The organism is Rhodanobacter sp. OR92, assembly GCF_000427545.1.
Taxonomy (GTDB): Bacteria; Pseudomonadota; Gammaproteobacteria; order Xanthomonadales; family Rhodanobacteraceae; genus Rhodanobacter; species Rhodanobacter denitrificans.
On sequence record NZ_KE386557.1, the window covers coordinates 428,631 to 451,095 of the forward strand.

17 protein-coding genes and 2 pseudogenes are annotated in these 22,465 nt (G+C 66.5%); 10 read left to right on the plus strand and 9 right to left on the minus strand.

All coding sequences use genetic code 11. The features are described from left to right. The first annotated feature begins 68 nt into the window (after nt 1-68). Entirely contained in the window at nt 69-2,120 is a 2,052-nt protein-coding gene (locus RHOOR92_RS0116165; protein WP_027490724.1) for a M13 family metallopeptidase, read from the plus strand. Between the two features lie 103 nt (nt 2,121-2,223). Here the strand turns inward: RHOOR92_RS0116165 and RHOOR92_RS0116170 are convergent, their stop codons facing one another. Then, on the minus strand, nt 2,224-2,634 hold the full coding sequence (locus RHOOR92_RS0116170) for a DUF1801 domain-containing protein (RefSeq protein ID WP_027490725.1): 411 nt from the start codon (nt 2,632-2,634) through the stop codon (nt 2,224-2,226). 132 nt (nt 2,635-2,766) lie between these two features. On the opposite strand from RHOOR92_RS0116170, the pseudogene RHOOR92_RS19750 reads away from it, so the two are divergent. After that, nucleotides 2,767-2,880, plus strand: a pseudogene (locus tag RHOOR92_RS19750) (AbrB/MazE/SpoVT family DNA-binding domain-containing protein); the annotation flags it as partial. A gap of 212 nt (nt 2,881-3,092) precedes the next feature. Here the strand turns inward: RHOOR92_RS19750 and murD are convergent. From murD to RHOOR92_RS0116205, 6 genes are all read right to left on the minus strand, one after another. Then, a complete protein-coding gene (gene murD, locus RHOOR92_RS0116180; RefSeq protein WP_027490727.1) occupies nt 3,093-4,466 on the minus strand; it encodes a UDP-N-acetylmuramoyl-L-alanine--D-glutamate ligase in 1,374 nt (457 codons plus the stop codon). Further along, a complete protein-coding gene (murL, locus tag RHOOR92_RS0116185) occupies nt 4,466-5,806 on the minus strand; it encodes a UDP-N-acetyl-alpha-D-muramoyl-L-alanyl-L-glutamate epimerase (protein ID WP_027490728.1) in 1,341 nt (446 codons plus the stop codon). Before murL ends, murD begins: the two co-directional genes overlap by 1 nt. Further along, nucleotides 5,803-6,207, minus strand: coding sequence for an endonuclease domain-containing protein (locus tag RHOOR92_RS18870; protein ID WP_037115585.1), 405 nt, complete (start codon nt 6,205-6,207; stop codon nt 5,803-5,805). Before RHOOR92_RS18870 ends, murL begins: the two co-directional genes overlap by 4 nt. 85 nt (nt 6,208-6,292) lie before the next feature. Then, on the minus strand, nt 6,293-8,854 hold the full coding sequence (locus tag RHOOR92_RS0116195; protein WP_027485032.1) for a bifunctional aspartate kinase/diaminopimelate decarboxylase: 2,562 nt from the start codon (nt 8,852-8,854) through the stop codon (nt 6,293-6,295). Nucleotides 8,855-9,179: 325 nt separating this feature from the next. After that, a complete protein-coding gene (locus RHOOR92_RS0116200; protein ID WP_015448656.1) occupies nt 9,180-10,697 on the minus strand; it encodes a fumarate hydratase in 1,518 nt (505 codons plus the stop codon). A gap of 215 nt (nt 10,698-10,912) precedes the next feature. Further along, nucleotides 10,913-11,584, minus strand: coding sequence for an outer membrane beta-barrel protein (locus tag RHOOR92_RS0116205; protein WP_015448657.1), 672 nt, complete (start codon nt 11,582-11,584; stop codon nt 10,913-10,915). A 113-nt stretch (nt 11,585-11,697) separates the two neighbouring features. Here RHOOR92_RS0116205 and RHOOR92_RS0116210 point away from each other — a divergent pair, with 113 nt between their 5' ends. Further along, complete coding sequence (locus tag RHOOR92_RS0116210; RefSeq protein WP_015448658.1) at nt 11,698-12,576, plus strand: PhzF family phenazine biosynthesis isomerase; 879 nt, start codon at nt 11,698-11,700, stop codon at nt 12,574-12,576. Nucleotides 12,577-12,640: 64 nt separating this feature from the next. Here the strand turns inward: RHOOR92_RS0116210 and RHOOR92_RS0116215 are convergent, their stop codons facing one another. After that, a complete protein-coding gene (locus tag RHOOR92_RS0116215; RefSeq protein ID WP_007512697.1) occupies nt 12,641-13,222 on the minus strand; it encodes an outer membrane beta-barrel protein in 582 nt (193 codons plus the stop codon). 210 nt (nt 13,223-13,432) lie between these two features. Between RHOOR92_RS0116215 and RHOOR92_RS0116220 the strand changes: the two genes are divergently transcribed. The 3 genes from RHOOR92_RS0116220 to RHOOR92_RS0116230 are packed head-to-tail and all read left to right on the plus strand — an operon-like array spanning nt 13,433 to nt 17,640. Further along, nucleotides 13,433-14,800 carry an amino acid permease gene (locus RHOOR92_RS0116220; protein WP_027490729.1) on the plus strand — a complete coding sequence of 456 codons (1,368 nt, stop codon included), beginning with the start codon at nt 13,433-13,435 and terminating at the stop codon, nt 14,798-14,800. 51 nt (nt 14,801-14,851) lie between these two features. Then, nucleotides 14,852-15,388 (plus strand): (2Fe-2S)-binding protein, encoded by a 537-nt coding sequence (locus RHOOR92_RS0116225; RefSeq protein WP_007512693.1) that lies wholly within the window; start codon nt 14,852-14,854, stop codon nt 15,386-15,388. Beyond that, nucleotides 15,385-17,640, plus strand: coding sequence for a molybdopterin cofactor-binding domain-containing protein (locus RHOOR92_RS0116230; protein WP_027490730.1), 2,256 nt, complete (start codon nt 15,385-15,387; stop codon nt 17,638-17,640). The genes RHOOR92_RS0116225 and RHOOR92_RS0116230 overlap by 4 nt, the downstream gene beginning before the upstream one ends. A 58-nt stretch (nt 17,641-17,698) precedes the next feature. Here RHOOR92_RS0116230 and RHOOR92_RS20010 read toward each other — a convergent pair. After that, nucleotides 17,699-17,967: pseudogene (locus RHOOR92_RS20010) on the minus strand (hypothetical protein); the annotation flags it as partial. Nucleotides 17,968-18,567: 600 nt separating this feature from the next. Between RHOOR92_RS20010 and RHOOR92_RS20015 the strand changes: the two are divergent. The 4 genes from RHOOR92_RS20015 to RHOOR92_RS0116250 all read left to right on the plus strand — a co-directional run bounded on the left by RHOOR92_RS20015 (nt 18,568) and on the right by RHOOR92_RS0116250 (nt 21,944). Next, nucleotides 18,568-18,894 (plus strand): hypothetical protein, encoded by a 327-nt coding sequence (locus tag RHOOR92_RS20015; protein ID WP_231378419.1) that lies wholly within the window; start codon nt 18,568-18,570, stop codon nt 18,892-18,894. Between the two features lie 146 nt (nt 18,895-19,040). Continuing rightward, nucleotides 19,041-20,096 carry a carboxymuconolactone decarboxylase family protein gene (locus RHOOR92_RS0116240; protein WP_027490731.1) on the plus strand — a complete coding sequence of 352 codons (1,056 nt, stop codon included), beginning with the start codon at nt 19,041-19,043 and terminating at the stop codon, nt 20,094-20,096. A gap of 43 nt (nt 20,097-20,139) precedes the next feature. Then, on the plus strand, nt 20,140-21,237 hold the full coding sequence (locus RHOOR92_RS18880) for an NmrA family NAD(P)-binding protein (protein WP_051281240.1): 1,098 nt from the start codon (nt 20,140-20,142) through the stop codon (nt 21,235-21,237). After that, entirely contained in the window at nt 21,234-21,944 is a 711-nt protein-coding gene (locus RHOOR92_RS0116250; protein WP_051281242.1) for a hypothetical protein, read from the plus strand. The genes RHOOR92_RS18880 and RHOOR92_RS0116250 overlap by 4 nt, the downstream gene beginning before the upstream one ends. Nucleotides 21,945-22,465: the final 521 nt, after the last annotated feature.

A 22,465-nucleotide genomic window follows, 5' to 3' on the forward strand; every position in this document is an offset into this window, starting at 1 on the left:
CATAGGTCATGCCCACAAGACCGCCGCGGCGGACTATCGTGGACGTTTCCAAAGACCGGGGAACGACCATGCAACGCATCCGATGGGTACTGGCGGCGGCGATCCTGTGCAGCCCCGCGGCATGGGCGGCGACACCGGCCAGCGGGCCTTCCGGCATCGACCTGGCCGGGATCGATCACGGCGTGAAGCCGGGCGACGACTTCTTCCGCTACGCCAATGGCGGCTGGCTGATGACGGCGCAGATTCCCGCCGACCGCTCCAGCACCGGCACCTTCCTCAAGGTGTTCGAGCAGGCCGAGAAGAACACCGCCGAGCTGATCCGCGACGCCGGTGCCGGCTATCCCGCCGCCGGCAGCAACGCGCGCAGGATCGCCGACTACTACGCCGCCTGGATGGACACCGCCACCATCGAGCGGCATGGCCTGGCGCCGCTCAAGCCGGAGCTGGCCCAGATCGGCGCGATCGCCTCGCGCGCGGATCTCGCCCGCGTGCTGGGCAGCCGCCTGCGTGCGGACGTCGACCCGGTCAACGCCACCCATTTCCACACCCAGAACCTGTTCGGCCTGTTCGTGACGCAGGGGCTGGAAGATCCCTCGCACAGCATCGCCTACCTGCTGCAGGGCGGCCTGGGCATGCCCAGCCGCGACTACTACCTGTCCAGCGACCCCCACATGCTGGCAACGCGCGGCAAGTACCTGACCTACATCGGCGCCCTGCTGGACCAGGCCGGCACCGCCGACGCGGCGGCCAAGGCAAAAACCGTCCTCGACCTGGAGACGAAGATCGCAAAGGCGCAGACGGACCTGCTCGACAGCCAGGACATCCACAAGGCCAACAACCTCTGGCGCATGGCCGACTTCGCGCGGAAGGCGCCGGGCCTCGACTGGGCCAGCTACTTCAAGGCCGCCGGCCTGGACGGCCAGCAGCAGATCGACACCTGGCAGCCGAATGCGGTGAGCGGCCTGTCGGCACTGGTCGCCAGCGAGCCGCTGCAGGCGTGGAAGGACCTGCTGCTCTTCCACACCATCAACCAGAGCGCCGGCCTGCTGCCGAAGGCCTATGCCGACCTCAGCTTCGACTTCTACGGCCGCACCCTGCAGGGCACGCCGCAGCAACAACCGCGCTGGAAGCGCGCGGTCGGCGCCACCAGCGGCGACCTCGGCGACGCGGTGGGCCAGCTCTACGTCAAGCACTACTTCCCGGCGTCGTCGAAGGCGGAAATCGAGCAGTTGGTGAAGAACCTGATCGCCGCGTTCAACGACCGCATCGATACCCTGAGCTGGATGACCCCGGCCACACGCGAAAAGGCCAAGGCCAAGCTCGCCACCTTGCGCGTCGGCGTGGGCTACCCGGATACCTGGCGCGATTACGGCTCCCTGCAGATCCGTGCCGACGACGCGCTCGGCAACCACCTGCGTGCGGAAAAATTCGAGTACGAACACCAGCGTGCCAAGCTCGGCCAGCGTGTCGACAAGGGCGAATGGTGGATGACCCCGCAGACCGTCAACGCGGTGAACCTGCCGCTGCAAAACGCGCTGAACTTCCCCGCCGCGATCCTGCAGCCGCCGTTCTTCGACCCGCATGCCGATGCCGCCGCCAACTACGGTGCGATCGGCTCGGTGATCGGCCATGAGATCAGCCACAGCTTCGACAACATGGGCGCGGAGTTCGATGCCGAAGGCCGCCTCGCGAACTGGTGGACGCCGGAAGACCTGGCCCACTTCAAGGCCGCCGGCCAGCAGCTGGCGAAGCAGTTCGACCGGTACGAGGCGCTGCCCGGCCTGCACGTCAACGGCGAACAGACGCTGGGCGAGAACATCGCCGACGTCTCCGGCCTGACCATCGCCTACTTGGCCTATCACAAGTCGCTCGGTGGCAAGCCGGCGCCGGTGATCGACGGCCTCGACGGCGACCAGCGCTTCTTCCTCGCCTACGGCCAGGCCTGGCGTTCGAAGATCCGCGACGCCGCCCAGCGCCAGCGCCTCGCCACCGACGTGCACGCCCCCGCCGACTTCCGCGCGCAGACCGTGCGCAACCTGGATCCGTGGTATCCCGCGTTCGGCGTGAAGCCGGGCGAGAAGCTGTATCTGGCGCCGAAGGATCGGGTGAAGATCTGGTAGGCGTTTTCCAGCCGCTGAAAACGAAGGGCCGCATGCAAGTGCGGCCCTTTTGCGTGGCGCGCGGAAAGTGGCGGCCACCGGCGGCTTCGCCGGAGGCCGAAACCTACTTCTTCCTGGCAATGTTGGCCGCCACCGCCGCTCGGATCAGTTGCCTGAACGCCGCCTCGTCGATCCTGTCCCTTTCGCGCAGGTCGATCGCCCGACGCGTATTGCCATCGAGGCTGGCGTTGAACAGCTTCTTCGGATCCTTGATCGAGGCGCCGCGGGCAAAGGTGAGCTTCACCTTGTCCTTGTACGACTCTCCGGTGCAGACGATGCCGTCATGTGACCAGACCGGCGTGCCTCCCGATGTGGGCTTGGCCCATTTCCATTCCTCGCGGATATCCGGGTCGGCCTCGCGGATCAGCTGGCGGACGTGCGCGAGCACCTCGCCCCGCCAATCGCCGAGCTCGTCGATCCGCGCGGTGATATGGGCGGAAGCATCCTCACCATCGGGTTTGCCTGCTGACTTCATGCATCCTCCGACACTCGTTTCACGTACCGGCCGCACGCCGGCCGGACAAGCATAACTTGGCCCCGGCAGTGCGTCGCGTCCGCGCCGTGCCGCGGCGCGGCATTCGCCATACCCCATTCCCCGGGGCCCGTCATGAAACCGAGGATCACCATCATCGGCAACTCCGCCGGCGTCATCCTGCCGCGCGAACTGCCGGGCTGCCTGCGCCTCGAAAAAGGCGACGAGCTGTTCGCGCTGGAAACCCCGACGGCCTCCTGCCCGCCACCTACGGCCCACCCCGGCCTGGCAGGCGGAAGTGGCCGAGGAAGTCAGAGGTGGGTGACACCAACCCTCCCCTCGCTTCCACTTGTGGGCAAGGCCGACGGCTCAACGCTGGAAGCAGGAAATTGCGCACCAGATATGCCCCTGCAGTTGCGGGCAATTGACGATGTGATCGACGAACCATCCTCGCAAGCGATTCAGTCGTGCGGAGTTCCCTCGATACCCAAACCATCGATGCCGGCAACGCCGGTCGCCTCAAACCCGGCCAGCGCACTGAACTGCCGCCCGCGTTCGGCATAGTCCCTGAACTGGTCGAAGCTGGGTGCGCCGGGTGACAGCAGGATCACGCCATGCGCAGGTGTGCGCGCCCTGGCCGCCTCGACCGCACTTGCGAGATCACTCACAAGCAAGACCGGACAAGCAACCGCAGCCGCACGCAAAGCCGCTTCGATGCGGCCGCCATTGGCGCCCATGCAGACGATCGCGTGCGCCGGTGCGGTGCGCATCGCCTCGACGAACGGTGTCCAGTCCAGCCCGCGATCATGGCCGCCGACCAGCACGGTCACCGCGCGGCCATGCAGGCTTTCCAATGCGGCCAGCGTGGCCAGCGGCGTAGTGCTGATCGAGTCGTTGACCCAGTGCCAGCCCTCGTGTTCGCCCAGCGGCTGCAGGCGGTGCGGCAGCGGGCGGAACGTCGCCAATGCCGGCGCGGCGGCGAGCGCGTCCATGCCGACCGCTTCCAGCGCGGCCAGCGCAGCGCAGGCGTTGAGCGCGTTGTGCAGGCCGGGCGCCGCCAGTGCGGCGCTGTCGAACACCGCCTGCCCGCCGCGGCGGATTGCGCCATCACACACGTGCCAGCCTTCCGGCGTGCCGAACACGAGGCGCCGCGGATGCGCGGCGGTGCGCTCCAGCAGGCCCGGCTGCAGGCCGTTGACCAGCAGCGTACGCGATACGTCGGCCAGCTTCAGCTTGTCGGCCACGTAGCGCTCGCGCGAGCCGTGCCAGTCCAGATGTTCCTCGTACAGGCTGGTGACCACGCCCAGTTCCAGCGGACCCGCTTCACCGGTCTGGAAGCTGGACAGTTCGATCACCCACAGCTCCGCGCGCTGGTCGAGCAGTTCCAGCAACGGCAGGCCGATGTTGCCGGCCAGCGCGGTGCGCACGCCAAGCGCCCGCGCCAGGTGCGCGAGCAGCGCGCTGGTGGTGCTCTTGCCCTTGGTGCCGGTGACGGCGATCACGCGCGCGTCGGGATTCTCGCCGAACCACAGCGCAGTGCCGGAGGTGAGCCGGGTGCCCTGCGCCCGCGCGGCCAGCAACGCCGGCTTGTAGGCCGAGATGCCGGGCGACTTCACCACTACGTCGAAGCGACCCAGCGTGGCGGCATCCGGTTCGCCGGCGACGATGTGCAGCGCCGCGTCGAACGCGCGCGCCGCCTCGACTTCGGCGGCGCTGCAGAACAAGGTCAGCGGTTGTGACGGCAGGCGCTCGCGCAGCGCCTTGAGCACCGCGTGGCCCTCGCGGCCGAAACCCCAGATCGCCACGCGGCGATCGCGAAGCTCGTCGAAGCGCATCAACCGATCGCCGCCAGCGCCGGCTGCAAGCGTGCCGGCACGCGGTGTTCGGGCGACGGCTGCAGCCACGGCTCCAGCGCCAGCTGCGTTGCGTCGAGCTGCGGCAGGATTTCGCTGCGGAAGCGTTCGACCAGCGCATCTTCCTGCCACTCCGGCCGCTGGCTCAGCGCGTACATCGCCGCGCGCGCCTCGGCACCCTCGCCCACGCACTCGAACGGCTTGTGGTCCTGGTATTCCAGCAGCGCGTCGAAGCCGGCGGCCTGGTTCTCGTCATCCAGCAGGTTGCGGCCGAAGATCGCCAGCAGCCGCGGCTTGGGCAGGAACGGCGCCAGTGCGAGGAACACGAAGTGGCACTTCGGGCACTGCCCGCACCAGCGGTCCACCGGCTTGGGGCCGAGCAGCTTGAAGTTGCGGTTGCAGCTGGAGAACACGTCGAAATACGGTGTCAACTTCGCGAACGCGCGGGTGATCGCCAGCTCCGAGTACGGCCGCAGCAGCGAGCAGTAGTCGAGGTCGGCGGCCACGTGGCTGTGCAGCCAGTCGCCGAGCAGCGTCTCGAACGCGAGGCTCTTGCTCCACTGGTGGTTCACCTGCTGGCCGTCGTACTCCAGCGTGGCGGCCGAGGCGGAACGCTCGTTGGCGAACGTAATCGAATCGTAGCCGTACAGGATCGCCGCCACGACGAGGATTGCCGAGTTCACCGCGGTCACCGGGATGTGCCCGTTCCACGCACCCAGCCGGTTCAGCTCGAACAGGCCCGGCGCCAGTTCGCGCTGGATGTTCAGCATGGGCAGGCCAGTGCGTTCGGCGCAGGCCGCGATCAGGGCGGAATTGCCGACCCATACCGCGGTCGCCTCGCCACTGATCGCCTTGATCGCCTCCACCGCGACCAGCGAATCCTTGCCGCCGCCGATCGGCACCAGGGTGCGTTTTGGCAAATCCAGTGTGCCGACCGCGGGCGCGCTGCCGCCACGCGGGAACGTTATGCGCCCGCGCAGATCCAGCCCGTTGCGGTAGGCGAACTCGGCCAAGCCATGCAGGTACAACTGGTCCAGCAGCTCGGCGGTGCCGTCGTCGAGCGGGCCATCGGCCAGCTCGATCTTCGGCGGCACGCCGGCCTTGTAATAGCTGACGCCGGCAACCAGGTGCAGCAGCTTCAGTGCCGCGTCGAACGCCGCGCGCCGCTCGGTGGGCACCGCCGGCGCCTGCGGAAAGCGGATCGTCTCGACCAGTTCCTCGCCCTCGTCGAACGCATACGCCAGTTCGGCCACGCCATCGGCGTAGCTCGCGCGGGTGAAACGGAACACGCGGGTCAGGCGCGGTTGCACGGTTATCGTCATTCTTCACTCTCTGCCGCGACGTGCCCCCTCTCCCCTGCGGGGAGAGGGCTGGGGTGAGGGGCCGGGCTGGCGACGACCTCCAGAATCACCCCGAGCACGCTTTCGATATTCATCAGTGCCTCATTGTTCCAGAAACGCAGCACGCGGTATCCCTTGGCTTGCAGATACCGGGTGCGGCGCTCGTCGTACCCGACCTGTTCCGCATGCTGGCCGCCATCCAGTTCAACGATCAGCATGGCCTCACTGCAAACAAAATCAACGATGTAATGATCGATCTCATGTTGGCGGCGGAATTTGTGGCCATTCAACTTCCGGTTGCGCAAATGGAACCAAAGCTTCTGCTCGGCATCGGTCATGGCTTGGTGCAGACCACGTGCCCGGTCGACGTTCTGGCGTTTCACCCTGAAAAGCTCCTTTGTTGCTGGTCCGCCGCGGCGTGACCCCTCACCTCAATCCTCTCCCCAAAGGGGAGAGGATGCAGAAACCTCAGTCGATGATGACTTCGTCGGCCTCGTCGCGCAGGTTGTAGTGCGAGGACATCACCTTGCCATAGGCACCAGCCTGCGCGATCAGGATCACGTCGCCCTCGGCTGCCTCGGGCAATCGGCGGTCGGTGCCGAGCACGTCGCCGGACTCACAGATCGGGCCGACCACCTGGTACAGCGCGGTGGCCGGTTCGCCGAGCCGGCTCAGGTTGACGATCTTGTGCCAGGCATCGTACAGCGCGGGGCGGATCAGGCTGTTCATGCCGGTGTCCACGCCGAGATAGCGGAAGCCGCCCTTGTCCTTCAGCTGGGTCACCCGCGTCAGCAGCACGCCGGCGTCGGCGACCAGGTAGCGGCCCGGCTCCATCCACAACTGGTACTGCGGATAGGCCGCCTTGACCTCGCGCAGCGCACGGTCGAGCGCGGCGATGTCCAGCGACGCCTCGCCCGGGTGCGCCGGCACGCCGAGGCCACCGCCGATGTTGAGGAACACCACGCTGGCGATGCGCTCGGCCAGGCTGGCCAGCTGCGCATACACCTCGCCCCAATGCGCGGCGTCGAGCACGCCCGAGCCAAGATGCGCGTGCAGGCCGCGCACGGCCACGCCATGCGCATCGGCCAGCTGCAGGAATGTCGGCAACTGATCCAGCGGCAGGCCGAACTTGCTGGCGCTGCCGCCGGTACGCACTTTTTCGTGATGACCCAGGCCGCGGCCCAGGTCGACCCGCAACACGATCTCGCGACCGCGGAACAGCTCGCCCCAGTGCTGCAGCGGATGCAGCGCGTCCAGCGTGACGCTGGCGCGGGTGGCAAGCGCCCGGACGTAGTCCCTGCGCGGCGCGAAGTTCGGCGTGAACAGCAGCGGCACCGACGCCGGCACCACCGCACTGACCGCTTCCAGCTCGCCCGGCGACACGCACTCGAACGCGAAGCCCTCCGCCGCCAGCGCGCGCAGGATGGCCGGGTGGGTGTTCGCCTTCACCGCGTAGTGCAGCCGGTCCACCGCTGCCAGCGACTTCAGTTCGTGTGCCTGCTGGCGCACCGTGGGCAGATGGTAGACATAGCGCGGCGTGGCCGCCGCGGCCAGTTCCAGCAGGCGCGGCCGCTGCGCGACGCGCCACCATGCCGGCACGGCGGGAACGATGTCGCCGCCGCCATACAGCATCTGCCAGCTCGGGCCGAACAGCACGCTGTCGTCGGTGCGCAGCGCGCCGGCGCCGATCAGCAGGTCGTGCAGATGCGGCAGCAGCGCATCGACCACTTCCTCGTCCACCACGAAGGTGAGGTTGAGATTGTTCGACGACTGCGAGATCAGGTGCACGCGCAGCTGGCCGAACTCGGCCAGCACGCCGGACAAGGTGTGCAGCAGCGAGCGCATGCCGCGGCCGACCAGGGTGATCGCCGCACACGGCGCGATCACCTTGACCCGGCACACCTTGGCCAGGTCCGAGGCCAGCGCGGCGATTGCGTCGGAGTCGAGCAGGTTCTCGGTGGGATCGAGCGACACGGTAACGTTGGTCTCGGCCGAACCGATCAGGTCCACCGACAGGCCGTGCGTCTTGAAATGCGCGAACACGTCGGCGAGGAAACCGACCTGCTGCCACATGCCCACCGACTCCATCGAGACCAGGGTGATGCCCTTGCGCGCGCTGATCGCCTTGACGCTGGGTGCGTGTGCGCGCACCTCCGGACCGATCACGGTGCCGTCGAGCTCCGGCCGGTTGGTGTCCTTGATCAAGAGCGGCACGCGCGGCTCGCGCAACGGCGACAGGCAGCGCGGGTGCAGCACCTTGGCGCCGGTGGAGGCGATTTCCTGCGCCTCCTCGTAATCCAGCCGCTGCAGCAGGCGCGCACCGGGCACCTGGCGCGGGTTGGCGGTGAACATGCCGGCCACGTCGGTCCAGATCTCCACCCGCTGCGCCTTCAGCAATGCGCCGAAATAGGCGGCCGAGGTATCCGAGCCGCCGCGGCCGAGCAGCACGGTGCGGCCGTGCTGCTCGCGCGCGATGAAGCCCTGGGTGATGAACACCTCGCCGAGTGCGGCCAGGCGTGCGTTCAGCGCCGGATCGGGCTTCGCCTCGACCATCGCCGACAGCAGCCGGGTGCGCTCGTTCTGGTTCGGCAGCGCCACCGCCGCCAGGCACTCGCGCGCATCCAGCCATTGCGTGGGCAGGCCGCTGTGGCTGAGGAAGGCGGCGCCGAGCGCGCTGGACATCAGCTCGCCGTGCGCCTGCACCTGCGCCTGCCAGGCCAGCTCGCCGCGCGGCGCGGGGCCGTCGGCGGCCAGCGCAGCCAGGTCGGACAGGCGCGAGCCGAGCGTGTCCGGCAACGCCAGCTGCATGTGCTCCAGCAAGTCGTAGTGGCGTTGCGCGACCGCGCCGGCCGCCGCCTTGCGTTTGTCCTGTTCGCCCTCGCCGCACAGCTGTTTCAGCGCGTCGGTGATGCCGGTCAGCGCGGAAACCACCACCAGCACGCGCGCCCCTTCGGCGCGGCGGCTGGCGACCAGTTCGCGGATGTTCTGCCAGCGGGGAAGCGTGGCGACACTGGTGCCGCCGAACTTCATCACGATCCAGGGGGCGTCAGGGGGCAACGGCGCGGAGATTGGCGGAGTCACAGGGGTTCGCTGTAAGGGATGGATATCAGGTCAGTGTTGCGCCGCGGCATTTGAAATGCAAATGGTTTTCCCGGGGATTATTTTTGGACGTATGGACGTCTGAATCCGATGGAAGAAATCGACCTGCGAAGCAGCAGGCGGCCGAGCCCCCTCCCCTGCTTTGCAGGGGAGGGTTGGGGTGGGGTGCTTTTGACTTTGGCGAAGAGCTGACCCCTCCTCAATCCTCCCCTGCGAGCAAGGGAGGAGGCAAACGCGTGCGCTGCGCGCACTGCTTTTACTTGATAAACACGGGGATCTTGCCGATCCTGGCCTGCCATTCGCGCGGGCCGGTCTGGTGCACCGAGCTGCCGCCCGAGTCGACCGCCACGGTCACCGGCATGTCCTCGACGGTGAACTCGTAGATCGCCTCCATGCCCAGGTCCGCGAAGCCGACCACGCGCGAGGCCTTGATCGCCTTGGAAACGAGGTACGCGGCGCCGCCCACGGCCATCAGGTACACCGAGCGGTGCTTCTTGATCGCCTCGATCGCGGCGGGGCCGCGCTCGGCCTTGCCGACCATGCCGAGCAGGCCGGTCTGCGCCAGCACCTGCTCGGTGAACTTGTCCATGCGCGTGGCGGTGGTCGGGCCGGCCGGGCCGACCACCTCCTCGCGCACCGGATCGACCGGGCCGACGTAGTAGATGAAGCGGCCGTTGAAATCCACCGGCAGCGGCTCGCCCCGGTCGAGCATCTCGACCATGCGCTTGTGCGCGGCGTCGCGGCCGGTGAGCAGCTTGCCGTTGAGCAGCAGGGTCTCGCCCGGTTTCCAGCCGGCGACGTCGTCCCGGGTCACGGTGTCGAGGTTCACCCGGCGGCCCTTGGACGCGTCGTAGGTGAGCTTGGGCCAATCCTCCAGCGACGGCGGGTCGAGCATCACCGGGCCGGAGCCGTCCAGCACGAAGTGCGCGTGGCGGGTGGCGGCGCAGTTCGGGATCATCGCCACCGGCAGGTTCGCCGCGTGGGTCGGGAAATCCTTCACCTTGACGTCGAGCACGGTGGTCAGGCCGCCCAGGCCCTGCGCGCCGATGCCCAGCGCGTTGACCTTCTCGTACAGCTCGATGCGCAGTTCCTCGGCGCGATTGGCGGGGCCGCGCGCGATCAGTTCCTGGATGTCGATCGACTCCATCAGCGCCTCCTTCGCCATCAGCATCGCCTTCTCGGCGGTGCCGCCGATGCCCAGCCCAAGCATGCCCGGCGGGCACCAGCCGGCGCCCATGGTGGGCACGGTCTTCAGCACCCAGTCGACGATCGAGTCGGACGGGTTGAGCATGGCGAATTTCGACTTCGCCTCGGAGCCGCCGCCCTTGGCCGCCACGATCACCTCGACCGTGTCGCCCGGCACGATCGACATGTTGACCACCGACGGCGTGTTGTCCTTGGTGTTGACGCGCTTGCCCGCCGGGTCGGCCAGCACGCTGGCGCGCAGCTTGTTGTCCGGGTCCAGGTACGCGCGGCGCACGCCTTCGTTGGCCATGTCCTCCAGACTCATGGTGGCGTCGTCCCAGCGCACGTTCATGCCCACTTTCAGGAACACGGTGACGATGCCGGTATCCTGGCACAGCGGCCGGTGGCCTTCGGCGGCCATCCGCGAGTTGATCAGGATCTGCGCCATCGCATCCTTCGCGGCGGGCGACTCCTCGCGCTCGTACGCGGCGGCGAGGCTCTTGATGTAGTCGACCGGGTGGTAGTAGCTGATGTACTGCAGCGCGTCGGCGACGGACTGGATCAGGTCTGCTTGTTTGATGGCGGTCATGGCGGCTTTCGTGGGTTTCGACGCACCACCTTGCGTGGCGCACAAGCCGTCTATTGTGCCGCAGACTACCGGGCTGGACAAAAAACAACGACCGCGCGAGGCGGCCGTTGCCAGTTCAGGCTGGGGACGCTGGAGCATGCCCTGATCCTGCCCGCCACTCCCGCACATGCGGACGTGGCGGGCAGCGCGCCACTCGAGCGGATCTTCCCTGGGGATCAGAATCGGTACTCGGCCGTCAGCATGTAGGTGCCCACATTGCCGCCGATCGAGGCCTGGTTGTACCGGGCCTTGGCGTGGTAGTTGTCGTAGTTCAGACCGAGGCTGAAGTTGGGTGCGAAGTCGTAACCCACGCCCACGCCGCCATACCAGCCGTCGCCATGGGCACTGCCGCTGGCGTACTCGGTATAGCCCGGCTCGCTGTAGCGGTAGCTGGCGTCCGCTTCCGAGCGGAACCAGCCGGCACGGGCCGTTGCGTACCACGGACCGGCGAAGTTGTACTTGGCATTGCCGCCGAGCAGCCAGCCCTTGGCATGGACGCCGGTCCGGATCGTGCTTCCGTCGCTGTAGCTGTAGCGGGCGACGACCTTGCCCAGGTCCGCGTAGCCGCCTTCGACGCCGAGGTTGAAACCGTTGCCGACGTTCCAGGCATAGCCGAAGCGCAGGGCGCCGGCGGTGTCCTTGTCGTCCACCGAGTAGCCCTGGCCGGCGCTACGGCCGACGTGGTATTGCGCCTGGCCGACGGCGGCATTGATGAAGAACGCGCCTTGGGTTTCGGCGGCGGCGGCCGCGGCGGACGCCACGACCAGCGCCGCGCCGAGGGCGGCGGTCAGGATCTTGTTAATGGGGAAACTCCCTATTTTTTTCGTTGATTGATGGCCGCTGATCATCGGCGGCCGCGCATTCTAGCCGTGCATTCCCGGGCCGAGCTGCAGGGGATCACCTACACTCGGCGCGTTGCGCTAGCCAGCGTTCAGGTCCGTCCGCACCACGAGAGGCACCCATGCCGATCTTTTCGTTTCTGCAACTGGACGTTTTCGCCAGCCGCCTGCTCGAGGGCAACCCGCTGGCCGTGGTGGTCGACGCCGAGGGGCTGGACGAAGCGACCATGCAGTGCATCGCGCGCTGGACCAACCTGTCCGAAACCGCCTTCCTGCTGCCGCCGAGCAGCGCCGCGGCGGACTACCGCGTACGCATCTTCACCCCGCGCCAGGAGCTGCCGTTCGCCGGCCATCCCAGCGTGGGCAGCGCGTACGCCGCGATCGAGTCCGGCCTGGTCGCCGCCGGCAAGAGCGCGCTGGTGCAGGAATGTGCGGCCGGACTGCTGCCGGTGCGGGTCGAAGGCGATGGCCGCGACAGGGTCATCCACGTGCAGGCACCGCCGGCCGCGCTGCGCGCAGTCAGCGCGGCCCAGCCCAGCACGCTCGGCCGGGCCGTGCACGCCGAGCTGGCGGAAGAGCAGTCGTGCCTGATCGACAACGGCCCGTTGTGGTTCGTCTGCGACCTGCGCGAGGAAGCCGCGGTACGCCAGCTCCAGCCGGACCTGGCGGCGATCGGCGCGCTGTGCGAAGCCGCTGGCGCGGTCGGCGTCAGCGTGTTCGGCCGGCAGCGCTCGGGCGGGGCGAGCATGGCGGTGCGCGCGTTCTGCCCGGCCGACGGCATTCCCGAAGATCCGGTCACCGGCAGCGCCAACGCGGCGATCATGGCGTGGCTGGGCGAGCGCGACGGGCGCGACGGCTACGGCCTGCGCTACCGCGCCAGCCAGGGCCGCGAGGTCGACCGCGACGGCTACGTCGAGGTCGAGCGCGATCCGGCCAGCGGCGCCGTCACCATCGGCGGCGCCTGCGCGATCGGCGTGCGCGGCGAACTGCAGATCGACTGAACCGTTGCGCCAGAACGACGGTGGCCGCACGAGACGGCCACCGTGGCGTTGCTGGACCCGAAGATCAGAAGCGGTACTCGGCGAAACCGGAGAACACGCCAATGCTCTCGCCGTACTTGCGGCCATTGAATTTGATGCGGCCGTGATAGTTGTCGAAACCCACGCCCAGGCTGAAGTGCTGGGTGGCGTCGTAGCCCACGCCGACGCCGGCATAGGTGCCGTCGCCGTTGTAGCTGCCCGAACCAAAGCCTCCGGTGTTCATGTCCATCTTGGTGTGGAACCAGCCAGCGCGACCCGAGATGTACATCTTGTTGCGGAACTTGTAGCGGCCATTGACGCCAAGCAGCGGCCCCTTGGCCTTGGCGCTGAAACCGACGACGGTGGTGCCGATCGCGACACTGCCACTGGCCTTTCCGAGGTCGACATAGCCGGTCTCGATGCCGAAATCGGCGGTCTCGCCCTGCCAGCTGTAGCCGGCGCGCAGTGCGCCGCTGGTGTCACTGCGGTCGCTGAAGCCTCTGTCGTGGAAATGCGACTGGCCCAAATTTCCGTTGATGAAGAATGCCCCCTGGTCGGCGGCGAATGCGCCGCTGGAAACCACTGCCATCGCCACGGCGGCGACGGCTGCCTGCATGTACTTTTTCATGTAGCGTCCTTGTTGGTTTACGTCTGTTTCTGCCCTTTGCCGGCGAACACCGGTCGCGCGGCGGTGCATTTTTGTGGATGATTTCACATTATTGCAACATCGTATTTTCTTGCGTCTTCAATAACTTCCGCCAAGCCGTCGGCATCCTGGTCGATCGATACCATGGCAGTTCGATGGTGGCGCCGCTTGCGAGCGCACCGGCAAGCCCGCATGCTCGCCGCCTCGTTCCACCGCCGCCACTACGATCCGATGAACCCATCTTCCCGCACCGCCTATGCGCGCAGCCTGCGGCCCCGGGACGCCGCCCTGGTCGTGGTCGGCGGCATCATCGGCGGCGGCATCTTCCTCAACCCCGGCATCGTGGCGCAGCGCACCGAGTCGGGGCTGGCGCTGCTGCTGATGTGGGTGGCCGCCGGCGTGCTCACCCTGATCGGCGCGCTGTGCTACGCCGAACTCGGCGCGCGCCGGCCACACGCCGGCGGCAGCTACGTCTACCTGCGCGAGGCGTTCGGGCCGCTGGCCGGCTTCCTGTTCGGCTGGACCATGCTGCTGGTGATCTATTCCGGCTCCAGCGCGGCGGTGGCGACCATCTTCGCCAGCTACACCGCCGCGCTGTTCGGGCTGCAGAGCGCATGGGCGCTGCCGCTGACCGTCGGCGGCCTGGTCTTCGTCAGCGCCATCAACCTGTTCGGCATTCGCCTCGGCGCGCAGATCCAGAACCTGTTCGCCCTGCTCAAGCTGCTGGCGGTGGCGGTGCTGGTGGCGTGCGGCCTGTTCCTCGCCGGCGCCGGCGCCGGCCACGGCCAGCTGCTGGCGGCCGATCCGGCGCGCCAGGGCGTGGGCTTCATCGGCGCGGCGTTGCCGGTGCTGTTCGCCTATTCGGGCTTCACCTACCTCAACAACCTCGCCGGCGAGGTGCGTGAGCCGCAGCGCACGCTGCCGCGCGCACTCGCACTGGGCATGGGCCTGGTGATCGTCGCCTACGCGCTGGTCAACGTGGCCTACCTGGCCGTGCTCGGCCACGCCGGCCTGGCCGCCAGCACCGCGCCGGCAGCGGACGTGATGCAGCAGGTCGCCGGCCCGGTCGGCGCAAAGCTGATCGCGCTGGGCGTGGCGATCTCCACCCTCGGCTTCTGCAACATCACCCTGGTCGCCGGCGCCCGCGTGCTGCAGGTGATGGGCGAGGACGGGCTGTTCTTCCGCGCGGTGGCGCGCCTGCACCCGCGCTGGCGCACGCCGAACACCGCGCTGCTGCTGCTCTCCGGCTGGGCCGTCGTGCTGGCGCTGTCGGGCAGCTATGGCCAGCTGCTGGACTACGCCACCTTCGGCGACTGGCTGGCCTGCGCGATCGGTGTGGCCACGCTGTTCTGGTACCGCCGCCACGACCGCGCCTCCGGCGGCTTTCGCGTTCCAGGCTATCCGTGGCTGCCGCTGCTGTTCGTCGCCGCGGTGACCGCGGTGGTGCTGCTGTCGCTGCGCGACAACCCGCGCAACAGCGGCATCGGCCTGCTGATCATGCTCGCCGGCGTGCCGGTCTACGCGCTCTGGCGTCACCTGTTCAGCCGCACGCTGCCCTAAGCGGGCGGCAGCAATGCCACAATGTGCGGATCGACTTCAAGGAGATGATGGATGGCGCCCGTGCAAGCCAAGGTCCTGCCGACCGGCCAGGAAAGCGGCATCGTGGCCGAGAAGGCGCGCGACGGCATCGAGCTTGAAGTCAACGGCGAGCGCTTCCGCCACACCGGCGACCCGCAGATGCCGCTGCTGTGGTACCTGCGCGACGTGCTGCGGCTGACCGGCACCAAGTACGGCGGCGACGCCGGCGAGAACGGCGCCGACCTGGTGCTGCTCGACGGCAAGGCGGTGTCCGCGATCATGCAGCCGCTGTCCCGACTGGCCGGCAAGGCGGTGACCACGGTGGAAGGCCTGGCCGCCAACGACGGCAGCCTGCACCCGCTGCAGCAGGCCTTCATCGACGAGGACGCGATCGGCTGCGGCTACTGCACGCCGGGCTGGCTGATCGCCGGGGTCGACCTGCTCCGGCGCAAACCCCACCCGGACGACGGCGACATCGACCAGTTGCCGAACCTGTGCCGCTGCGGCTGCCAGAGCCGCGTGCGCCGCGCGATCAAGCGTGCCGCCGCCGGCAAGGCGGGCCGGCCATGAGCGGTCACGGCATCCGGCTCTCGCGCCGCCGCTTCCTGCAGGTGCTGGCCGGCGGCGCCGGTGCGCTGGTGGTGGGCATCCGCCTCGCTGACGCCGCCGACGCGCCGCTGCCGCCGGCAATGCTCGGCGACAACCTCTACGACCTCGGCGCCTACGTGCGCATCGACGCCGACGGCAACGTGCTGATCGGCGCGCGCGACCCGGACACCGGCACCGGCGTGGCCACCGCGCTGCCGCGGATCATCGCCGACGAACTGGACGCCGACTGGAACCGCGTCGGCGTGGTGCCGCTCGGACTCGGCGTGGGGAACGACAACGGCAAGCCGCGCTGGAGCTACGGCCGCCAGCTCGGCGGCGTCGGCGGCTCGATCCCTGCCGCATGGAACGACCTGCGCCAGGTCGGCGCGGTGGCACGCTGGCTGCTGCTGCAGGCGGCGGCACGCCGGCTCGGCGTGCCGGCCAGCCGCCTGCGCTGCGAGGCCGGTACGGTGATCGCCCCGGACGGCCGCCGTTTCGGCTACGGCAACCTGGCCGCCGACGCCAGCAAGATCGCACTGCCGTCCAGCGTGCCGCCATTGAAGAACGCCGCGGATTACCGCCTGATCGGCCAGAGCGCCGGCGACGTCGATGCGCGCGCCATCGTCACCGGCACCGTCCTCTACGCCATCGACCACTACTACGGCGACGCGCTGGTCGCCGTACTGGCGCACTGCCCGTGGCCGGACGGCACGCTGGCGCGCATCGATACCACCGACACGCTCGCCGTGCCGGGCGTGCTGAAAGTGGTGCAACTCAAACCCGAGCCCGGCCAGCCGCCGGGCAGCACGGTGATCGCCCCGGCCGTGGCGGTGCTGGCCGAGAACAGCTGGGCCGCGCTGCAGGGGCGCGCCAGGCTCAAGCTCGAGTGGAAGCCCGGCGCCAGCGCCGGCGAGAACAGCACCGCGCTGGAGCAGCAGGCCACTGCCCTGCTCGCCGGCGACGCCGCTCCCACCAGTCGCGTGCGCAACGATGGCGATGTCGAGGCTGCCGGCAGGAAAGCCGCACGCCGCCTCGATGCCACCTACGTGCAGCCGTGGCTGGCGCATGCCACCGCCGAGCCGATGAACTGCCTGGTGCGGCTGGACAAGGACCGCGCCAGCCTGGTCGTGCCGACCCAGGCGCCGCAGCAGGCCTGGGCCGTGGTGCAGCGCCTGACCGGCCTGGCCCCCGACCGCATCGACATCCGCGTGCCGCGTGTCGGCGGCGGTTACGGCCGCCGGCTCGACCACGACTACGTGGCCGAAGCGGTGCTGCTGGCCAAGGCCGTCAACCGGCCGGTGCGCCTGCTGTGGACGCGTGGCGAGGACTTCGGCCACGACTACTACCGCGCCGGCAGCGTGCACCGGATCAGCGCGACCATCGGCCGCAAGCGCCAGCTGCTCGGCTGGGCCCAGCGCATGGCCAGCGCCTCCGCACTGAACGGTCGCGGCGTGGCTGCCGACCGCCTGTGGACGTCCGAACTGCTGGCCGACCAGTTGCCCGCCGCACTGGTGCCGAACTATCGCAGCGACTGGTACGCGCTGCAGTCGGCGATGCCGCGCGGGCCGATGCGCGGCATGCCGCACCTCAGCAACGCGTTCGCGGTGGAAAGCTTCATCGACGAGCTCGCCCACCAGCTGCGCGAGGATCCGCTGAAGACGCGCCTGCGCATCCTCGGCGAGCCGCGCCAGCTGCCGCTGGGCAGCGGCGGCACGCTGGACACCGGCCGCCTGCTCAACGTACTCAAGCTGGTCGCCGACCGCATCGAGTGGAAGAACTGGCTGCGCACCGTCAACGGCCTCGGCATCGCCTGCTGGCACGTCGACGGCGCCTACGTGGCGCACGCGATCGAGGCGTCGATGCAGGGCGAACAGCTGACCATCCAGCGCGTCGTCTGCGCGGCCGACGTCGGCCGCGTGATCAACCCGCGCGGGCTCGAAGGCCAGCTGGCCGGCGCCACGCTGGACGCGCTGTCCATCGCCCTGAATCCCGCCATCACGTTCAAGAACGGCCAGGTGCAGCAGCACGGCTATCGGGACTACCCGCTGGCCAGCATGGCGCAGCTGCCGAACGACGTCGAAGTGATCACCGTCACCGACGACCGCGCGCCCGCCGGCGCCAGCTTCCTCGCCATGCCCACCGCCGCCCCCGCGCTGGCCAACGCCGTGTTCCGCGCCAGCGCCGTGCGCGTGCGTCGGCTGCCGCTGATGAAGGAACTGTTGCGGCTGCTGTAAGCGCCGGGGTCAGGCGCCCCGGCGCAACCGGCGCGCGTCAAGGTAGTTGTCGCCTGACTCATGCCGCCAATCGCTTACTTTCCGCCGCTCGATCAGAGCTGCCGCAGGTTGCAGCGAGCGCGTCACGCTCGGGGTTCAGCGTGACCGGGCCGATCGGCGTCCAGTTTCGTGTCGTGTCGCTCCAGCGGCGCGGATGGCGCTGGCGGGCAACGTATACAGCGTCGCGCGTGCCTGCAGCACGCCATGGTCGTCGCCGGCATGACGCTGAGCCGGGGCGACGAAGCGCAGCGCGCTGTGACGGTGCTCGTGGTTGTACCAGTGCACGAAGCCAGCCGCCCATTGGCGGTAATCCTCCCACAGGTTAGCTGACGCCAGAAGTGGAATTTTCTCGTAGTCTTTCCCGAGGAGGTTCCATGAAAAAATCCCGATTCACCGATTGCCAGGATGCAGAAAGTTAGGCGCACCTTCTAAGCGTTGTAGAGCGACGCGTATGGCCACCGTGATCTCCGCGGCCAGCGTATCGTCATGCACCACCTTCGCAATCTGCGACGCCACCGCTGAGCATGACCTACATGGCCCTGGCACATGGTCACTGCTCGCACTTGACGATAGCGGCAGTTCGTTATATTATGGCTATAATGTTGACTGAAATGACCTAGTAAAAGTATGCGATACCCCCCGAATCAAAAGGCTGAGACACACAGGCAGATCGTCGAGGCAGCTGCCCGGGAATTCCGTGTTCGAGGACTCGATGGAATAGGAATCGCCAAATTGATGGCAGGGGTTGGCCTCACGCAAGGCGGGTTCTATGCCCACTTCAAAGACCGTGACTCGCTTGTCGCCGAGGCGATAACAATTGCAGCTGAGCAAAGCCTATGCCGGTTAGTCGAGGCTGCCCAATCGGCTCGCGGTCGCGAAGTCGAGGCGATGCTCGATTTCTATTTGAGCCCTGAACACCGGGACGATCTTGGCCAAGGATGCGTACTACCGGCAATTACCTCTGAACTGTCGCGCCAGGCGCCCGTTGTGCGCAGCGCATTCACAGATTCACTCAAGTTCAATTTGAACAAGCTTGCCCGCTTCATGCCCGCGCAAACCAGCAAGACCAAGCAAGCCCAAGCTATGGCGTTTATCTCCGGTATGGCGGGTGCCGTAATGCTTGCGCGAGCTATCGATGATCCTAGGCTCAGTCAAGGATTGCTCGAATCGGTGCGCGCCCAGCTTCTTGCCGTTTATGGGCAGGAAAGAGCCTAACGCAGCGGGAAAGTAGGGTGGGAATTCTCATCAATTTTTTTGACCTTTTATATGTCACTCATAATCTCACAATATTATTATTACGTGGAAACTCGGTTCCTCACCGCCGAGACGACGCCACGCGGTCCGAAAAATAGGGGATTTCGATGATCGCCCAATACCTTGAGACGCTCGCGTTCAAGCATGTCGCGCCGCGCGGGATTCGCCACATTGCGCCGGTTAGTCCCGGTAGGGACTCGGAACTCGTTGCCGAGGTCTATAGCCAGATGGAGCGCGAATTTCAACTGGCACCACCAGTCACCATCCACTCTGTCATACCGGAGCTGCTTGCAGGTGTCTGGAGTGCTTCCCGTGAATCCCTGATTTGTGGGCCAACGGACCGCGTTGCGAGAGAGATCGTTGCGGCGACGGTTTCTAAACTCAATGCATGCCCGTACTGCGTCGACGTCCACAGCATGATGTTGGACGGCGCGGGCCGTCGCGATCTTGCCGAGGCGGTTGCCACTGGCCCGAATGCGAGGAGCCTCGATCCAGCAATGGCGGGATTGGTCAAATGGGCGGCCGCGACGCTTTCGCCAGGCGCTGAGATCCTTTCAGCCGCACCTTTCGCCGAACTAGACCAGCCGCAGCTCTTAGGTACCGCAGTGATGTTTCACTACATCAACAGGATGGTGAACGTCTTCCTGGAGGCATCACCGATGCCCGTCCGCATGCCGAAAGTTTTCCAGCGCGCCTTCGGGGCGACGATGACCAAGAGGATTGTTTCAGTCGTTGGCATTCCCGGGGAGTCACTGCACCTCCTCCCAGCGAGCCCTCTGCCGGCGGAGTTTCGCTGGGCCAAGTCGAATCCGGCGGTCGAGGGCGGGTTGTCGCGAATGGCGGCATCCGTCGAACGCGCAGGCCAAGCGGCATTGCCTGCAAATGTGCGAGAGCTGCTGCTCGAACGGATGGCGCTTTGGCGCGGTGAACACTTGGGACTCAGCCGCAGCTGGGTGGAAGAGGCAATTCAGCCATTGAATCCATCGGAGAGGGCTGCGGCACGTCTAGCGTTGCTAACCGCCTTTGCATCTCATCAAGTCGATGACGGTGTGATTCAAGCCTGCCGATCAGTCGGTGCCAACGACGAGGTCCTGGTTGCGACGGCCTCATGGGCGGCCTTTTGCGCCGCCCGCAGGATCGGATCGTGGCTCACGGCGACGTAAGCGTCAGTAGGCCCCTGTTTTATTAACCACCAAGGAAATCGACATGACATTACCACGTATCCTCATCACAGGCGCGACAGGCAAGACGGGCGTTCAGGCGGTCAAGCAGTTGCTGGAAAAAGGCTTCCCGGTTCGCGCCTTGGTGCATCGGACCGACGCACGCAGCGCGTCCCTCCAATCGCTCGGTGCCGAGATTCAGGTCGGTGACCTGCACGACATCGAAGACATGCGCCGAGCGCTCAAGGATGTACAACGGGCCTACTACTGCGCGCCGATGCTTCGCAATGCCTTAGGCGCCAGCATGGTATTCGCTGCAGCCGCACAGGAGCGACACCTGGAGGTGGTCGTGGCGCTCAGCCAGTGGCTGGCGGACCCGCGCCACACCTCTGTTCACACCCGTGAAACATGGCTGGCCGACCAGGCGCTTTCGTGGATGCCCGATGTCGACTTAATCACCCTTAACCCGGGCTGGTTCGCCGACAATTACATGGCAGCAATAGAGCCGATCGCCCAGTTCGGAATGATGCCGATGCCGCTGGGCGAAGGATTGAACGCGCCGCCCTCGAACGAGGACATCGCGCGGGTCGCGGTGACAGCGTTGACCAATCCAGCCGACCACATCGGGAAAATCTATAGGCCAACAGGGCCGGTACTGCTATCCCCTCGGGACATCGCTGCGACGTTTGCTAAGGTGCTCGGTCGGCCTGTGAAGTACTCTGATGCGCCAGCGGGATTGTTCACCAAGGTGGCACGGGCGCTCGGCTTCCCGGACTACGCGATCGCGCAGGTTCTTTGCTACTTCCAAGATTACAAGCGTGGTGCTTTCGCTGTTGGCGCGCCGACGCAAGCGGTGCTCGAAATCACTGGGCAGCGCCCTGAAACGTTCGAGACCATCGTTCGGCGCTATGCGTCCGAGTCGCCGTTCGCACGTCGCACCGCAGGGTCGATGCTGCGCGCCATGGGCGGGATGCTACGCATCATGCTCACACCGTCGCTCGACACTGCCGCCTACGCTCGGAGTCACGACGTACCAACTCTTCGAGACCCACATCTCTCCGCAGATTCGGCCGATTGGCTGGCGTCCCACTCGGAACCTTCGACCAGGCCACATCAGGTGCTCTCGGTGACCCTCGCCACATGACCTTCGACACACAAGCTATGAGCACTCTATTTATTCTGTTTGTTGTCGCCGTCGCAATGATGATTGCATTCAGCATCATGCGCTTTCTGCCACCACCCTACAGGCGTCCCGGCCTGATCGGGTTGGCACTTTGGCTCATTTATGGTGGCACGTTGGGGGTAAGTGGCGTAATTGCAAACGCAACGATCGTTCCGCCCGGCCTCTTCTATCTGCTTGCGCCAATGATCATGCTCGTAATGTTCATGGCTCGTTCAAACGTTGGCCAGACAATTGCATTCAGCATTCCGCTTTGGTTCCTAACCGCGATGGAATCATTCAGGTTGGTTGTCGAAGCGTTCCTGCACGCACTTTGGCAGGGAGGTCAACTTCCACAGATGTTGACGTACCACGGAGCGAACTTCGACATCCTAATTGGTATCAGCGCGCCGGTCATAGCGTGGTTGATTGCGTCACACAGGATATCTGATCGATTAACGCTGGCCTGGCACATAGTGGGTATTGCATTCTTGGCAAACGTCGCAATCAGGGGGGTGCTCACCTCGCCAGGCCCACTGAAATTCCTCGCTACAGAAGTGCCAAATACGGCAATCGGCACCTTTCCGTTCACATTCATTCCGGGTCTCATGGTGCCGTTGGCGTTGGTTCTGCATGTACTGTCGATCAGGGCGCTGCGAAAACGCACGTCGAACATGCAGGCCAATTCCTAAAGGAAGATTTGTGCCCACACTGCTATGCCCCAGATGCCGTGGACTGACCCATCCACGGCGTTAGCAACAAGTGCCACAGCACCTGCCAAGGACAACAAACCACAAATCAAGCGTTGCCAGATTGGTGTACCCATTTTCGTCATCATGTCAGCCTCCATGGCCTAACGAGGTTGTAGAAAAACCTCCGCCCATCCTGCTTCAATAGCCCCACGTGAACAAGGGGGGCGGCATGGCACGCTACCGGCATATCGATATGAGTCCGCGGCTGTTGCCGGTGGATCTGCAGGCGCAGCTGGTGCCGGGATCATTTGCCCATGCCGTGCACCATCTGGTCGATCAGCTGGATCGAGAGTTCCTACGCAAAAGTGGACACTCTTTGGTTAGGCAGCCAAGGCTTCGAACTCGATGGGAGAGCGATAGCCAAGTGCCGAGTGTAAGCGCTTGCTGTTGTAGAAATCGATGTAGCTGCGCACGGCAGCTCGGAGCGTGTGTTCGCTGGTGAAGTTCTGGCGGTGGTACAT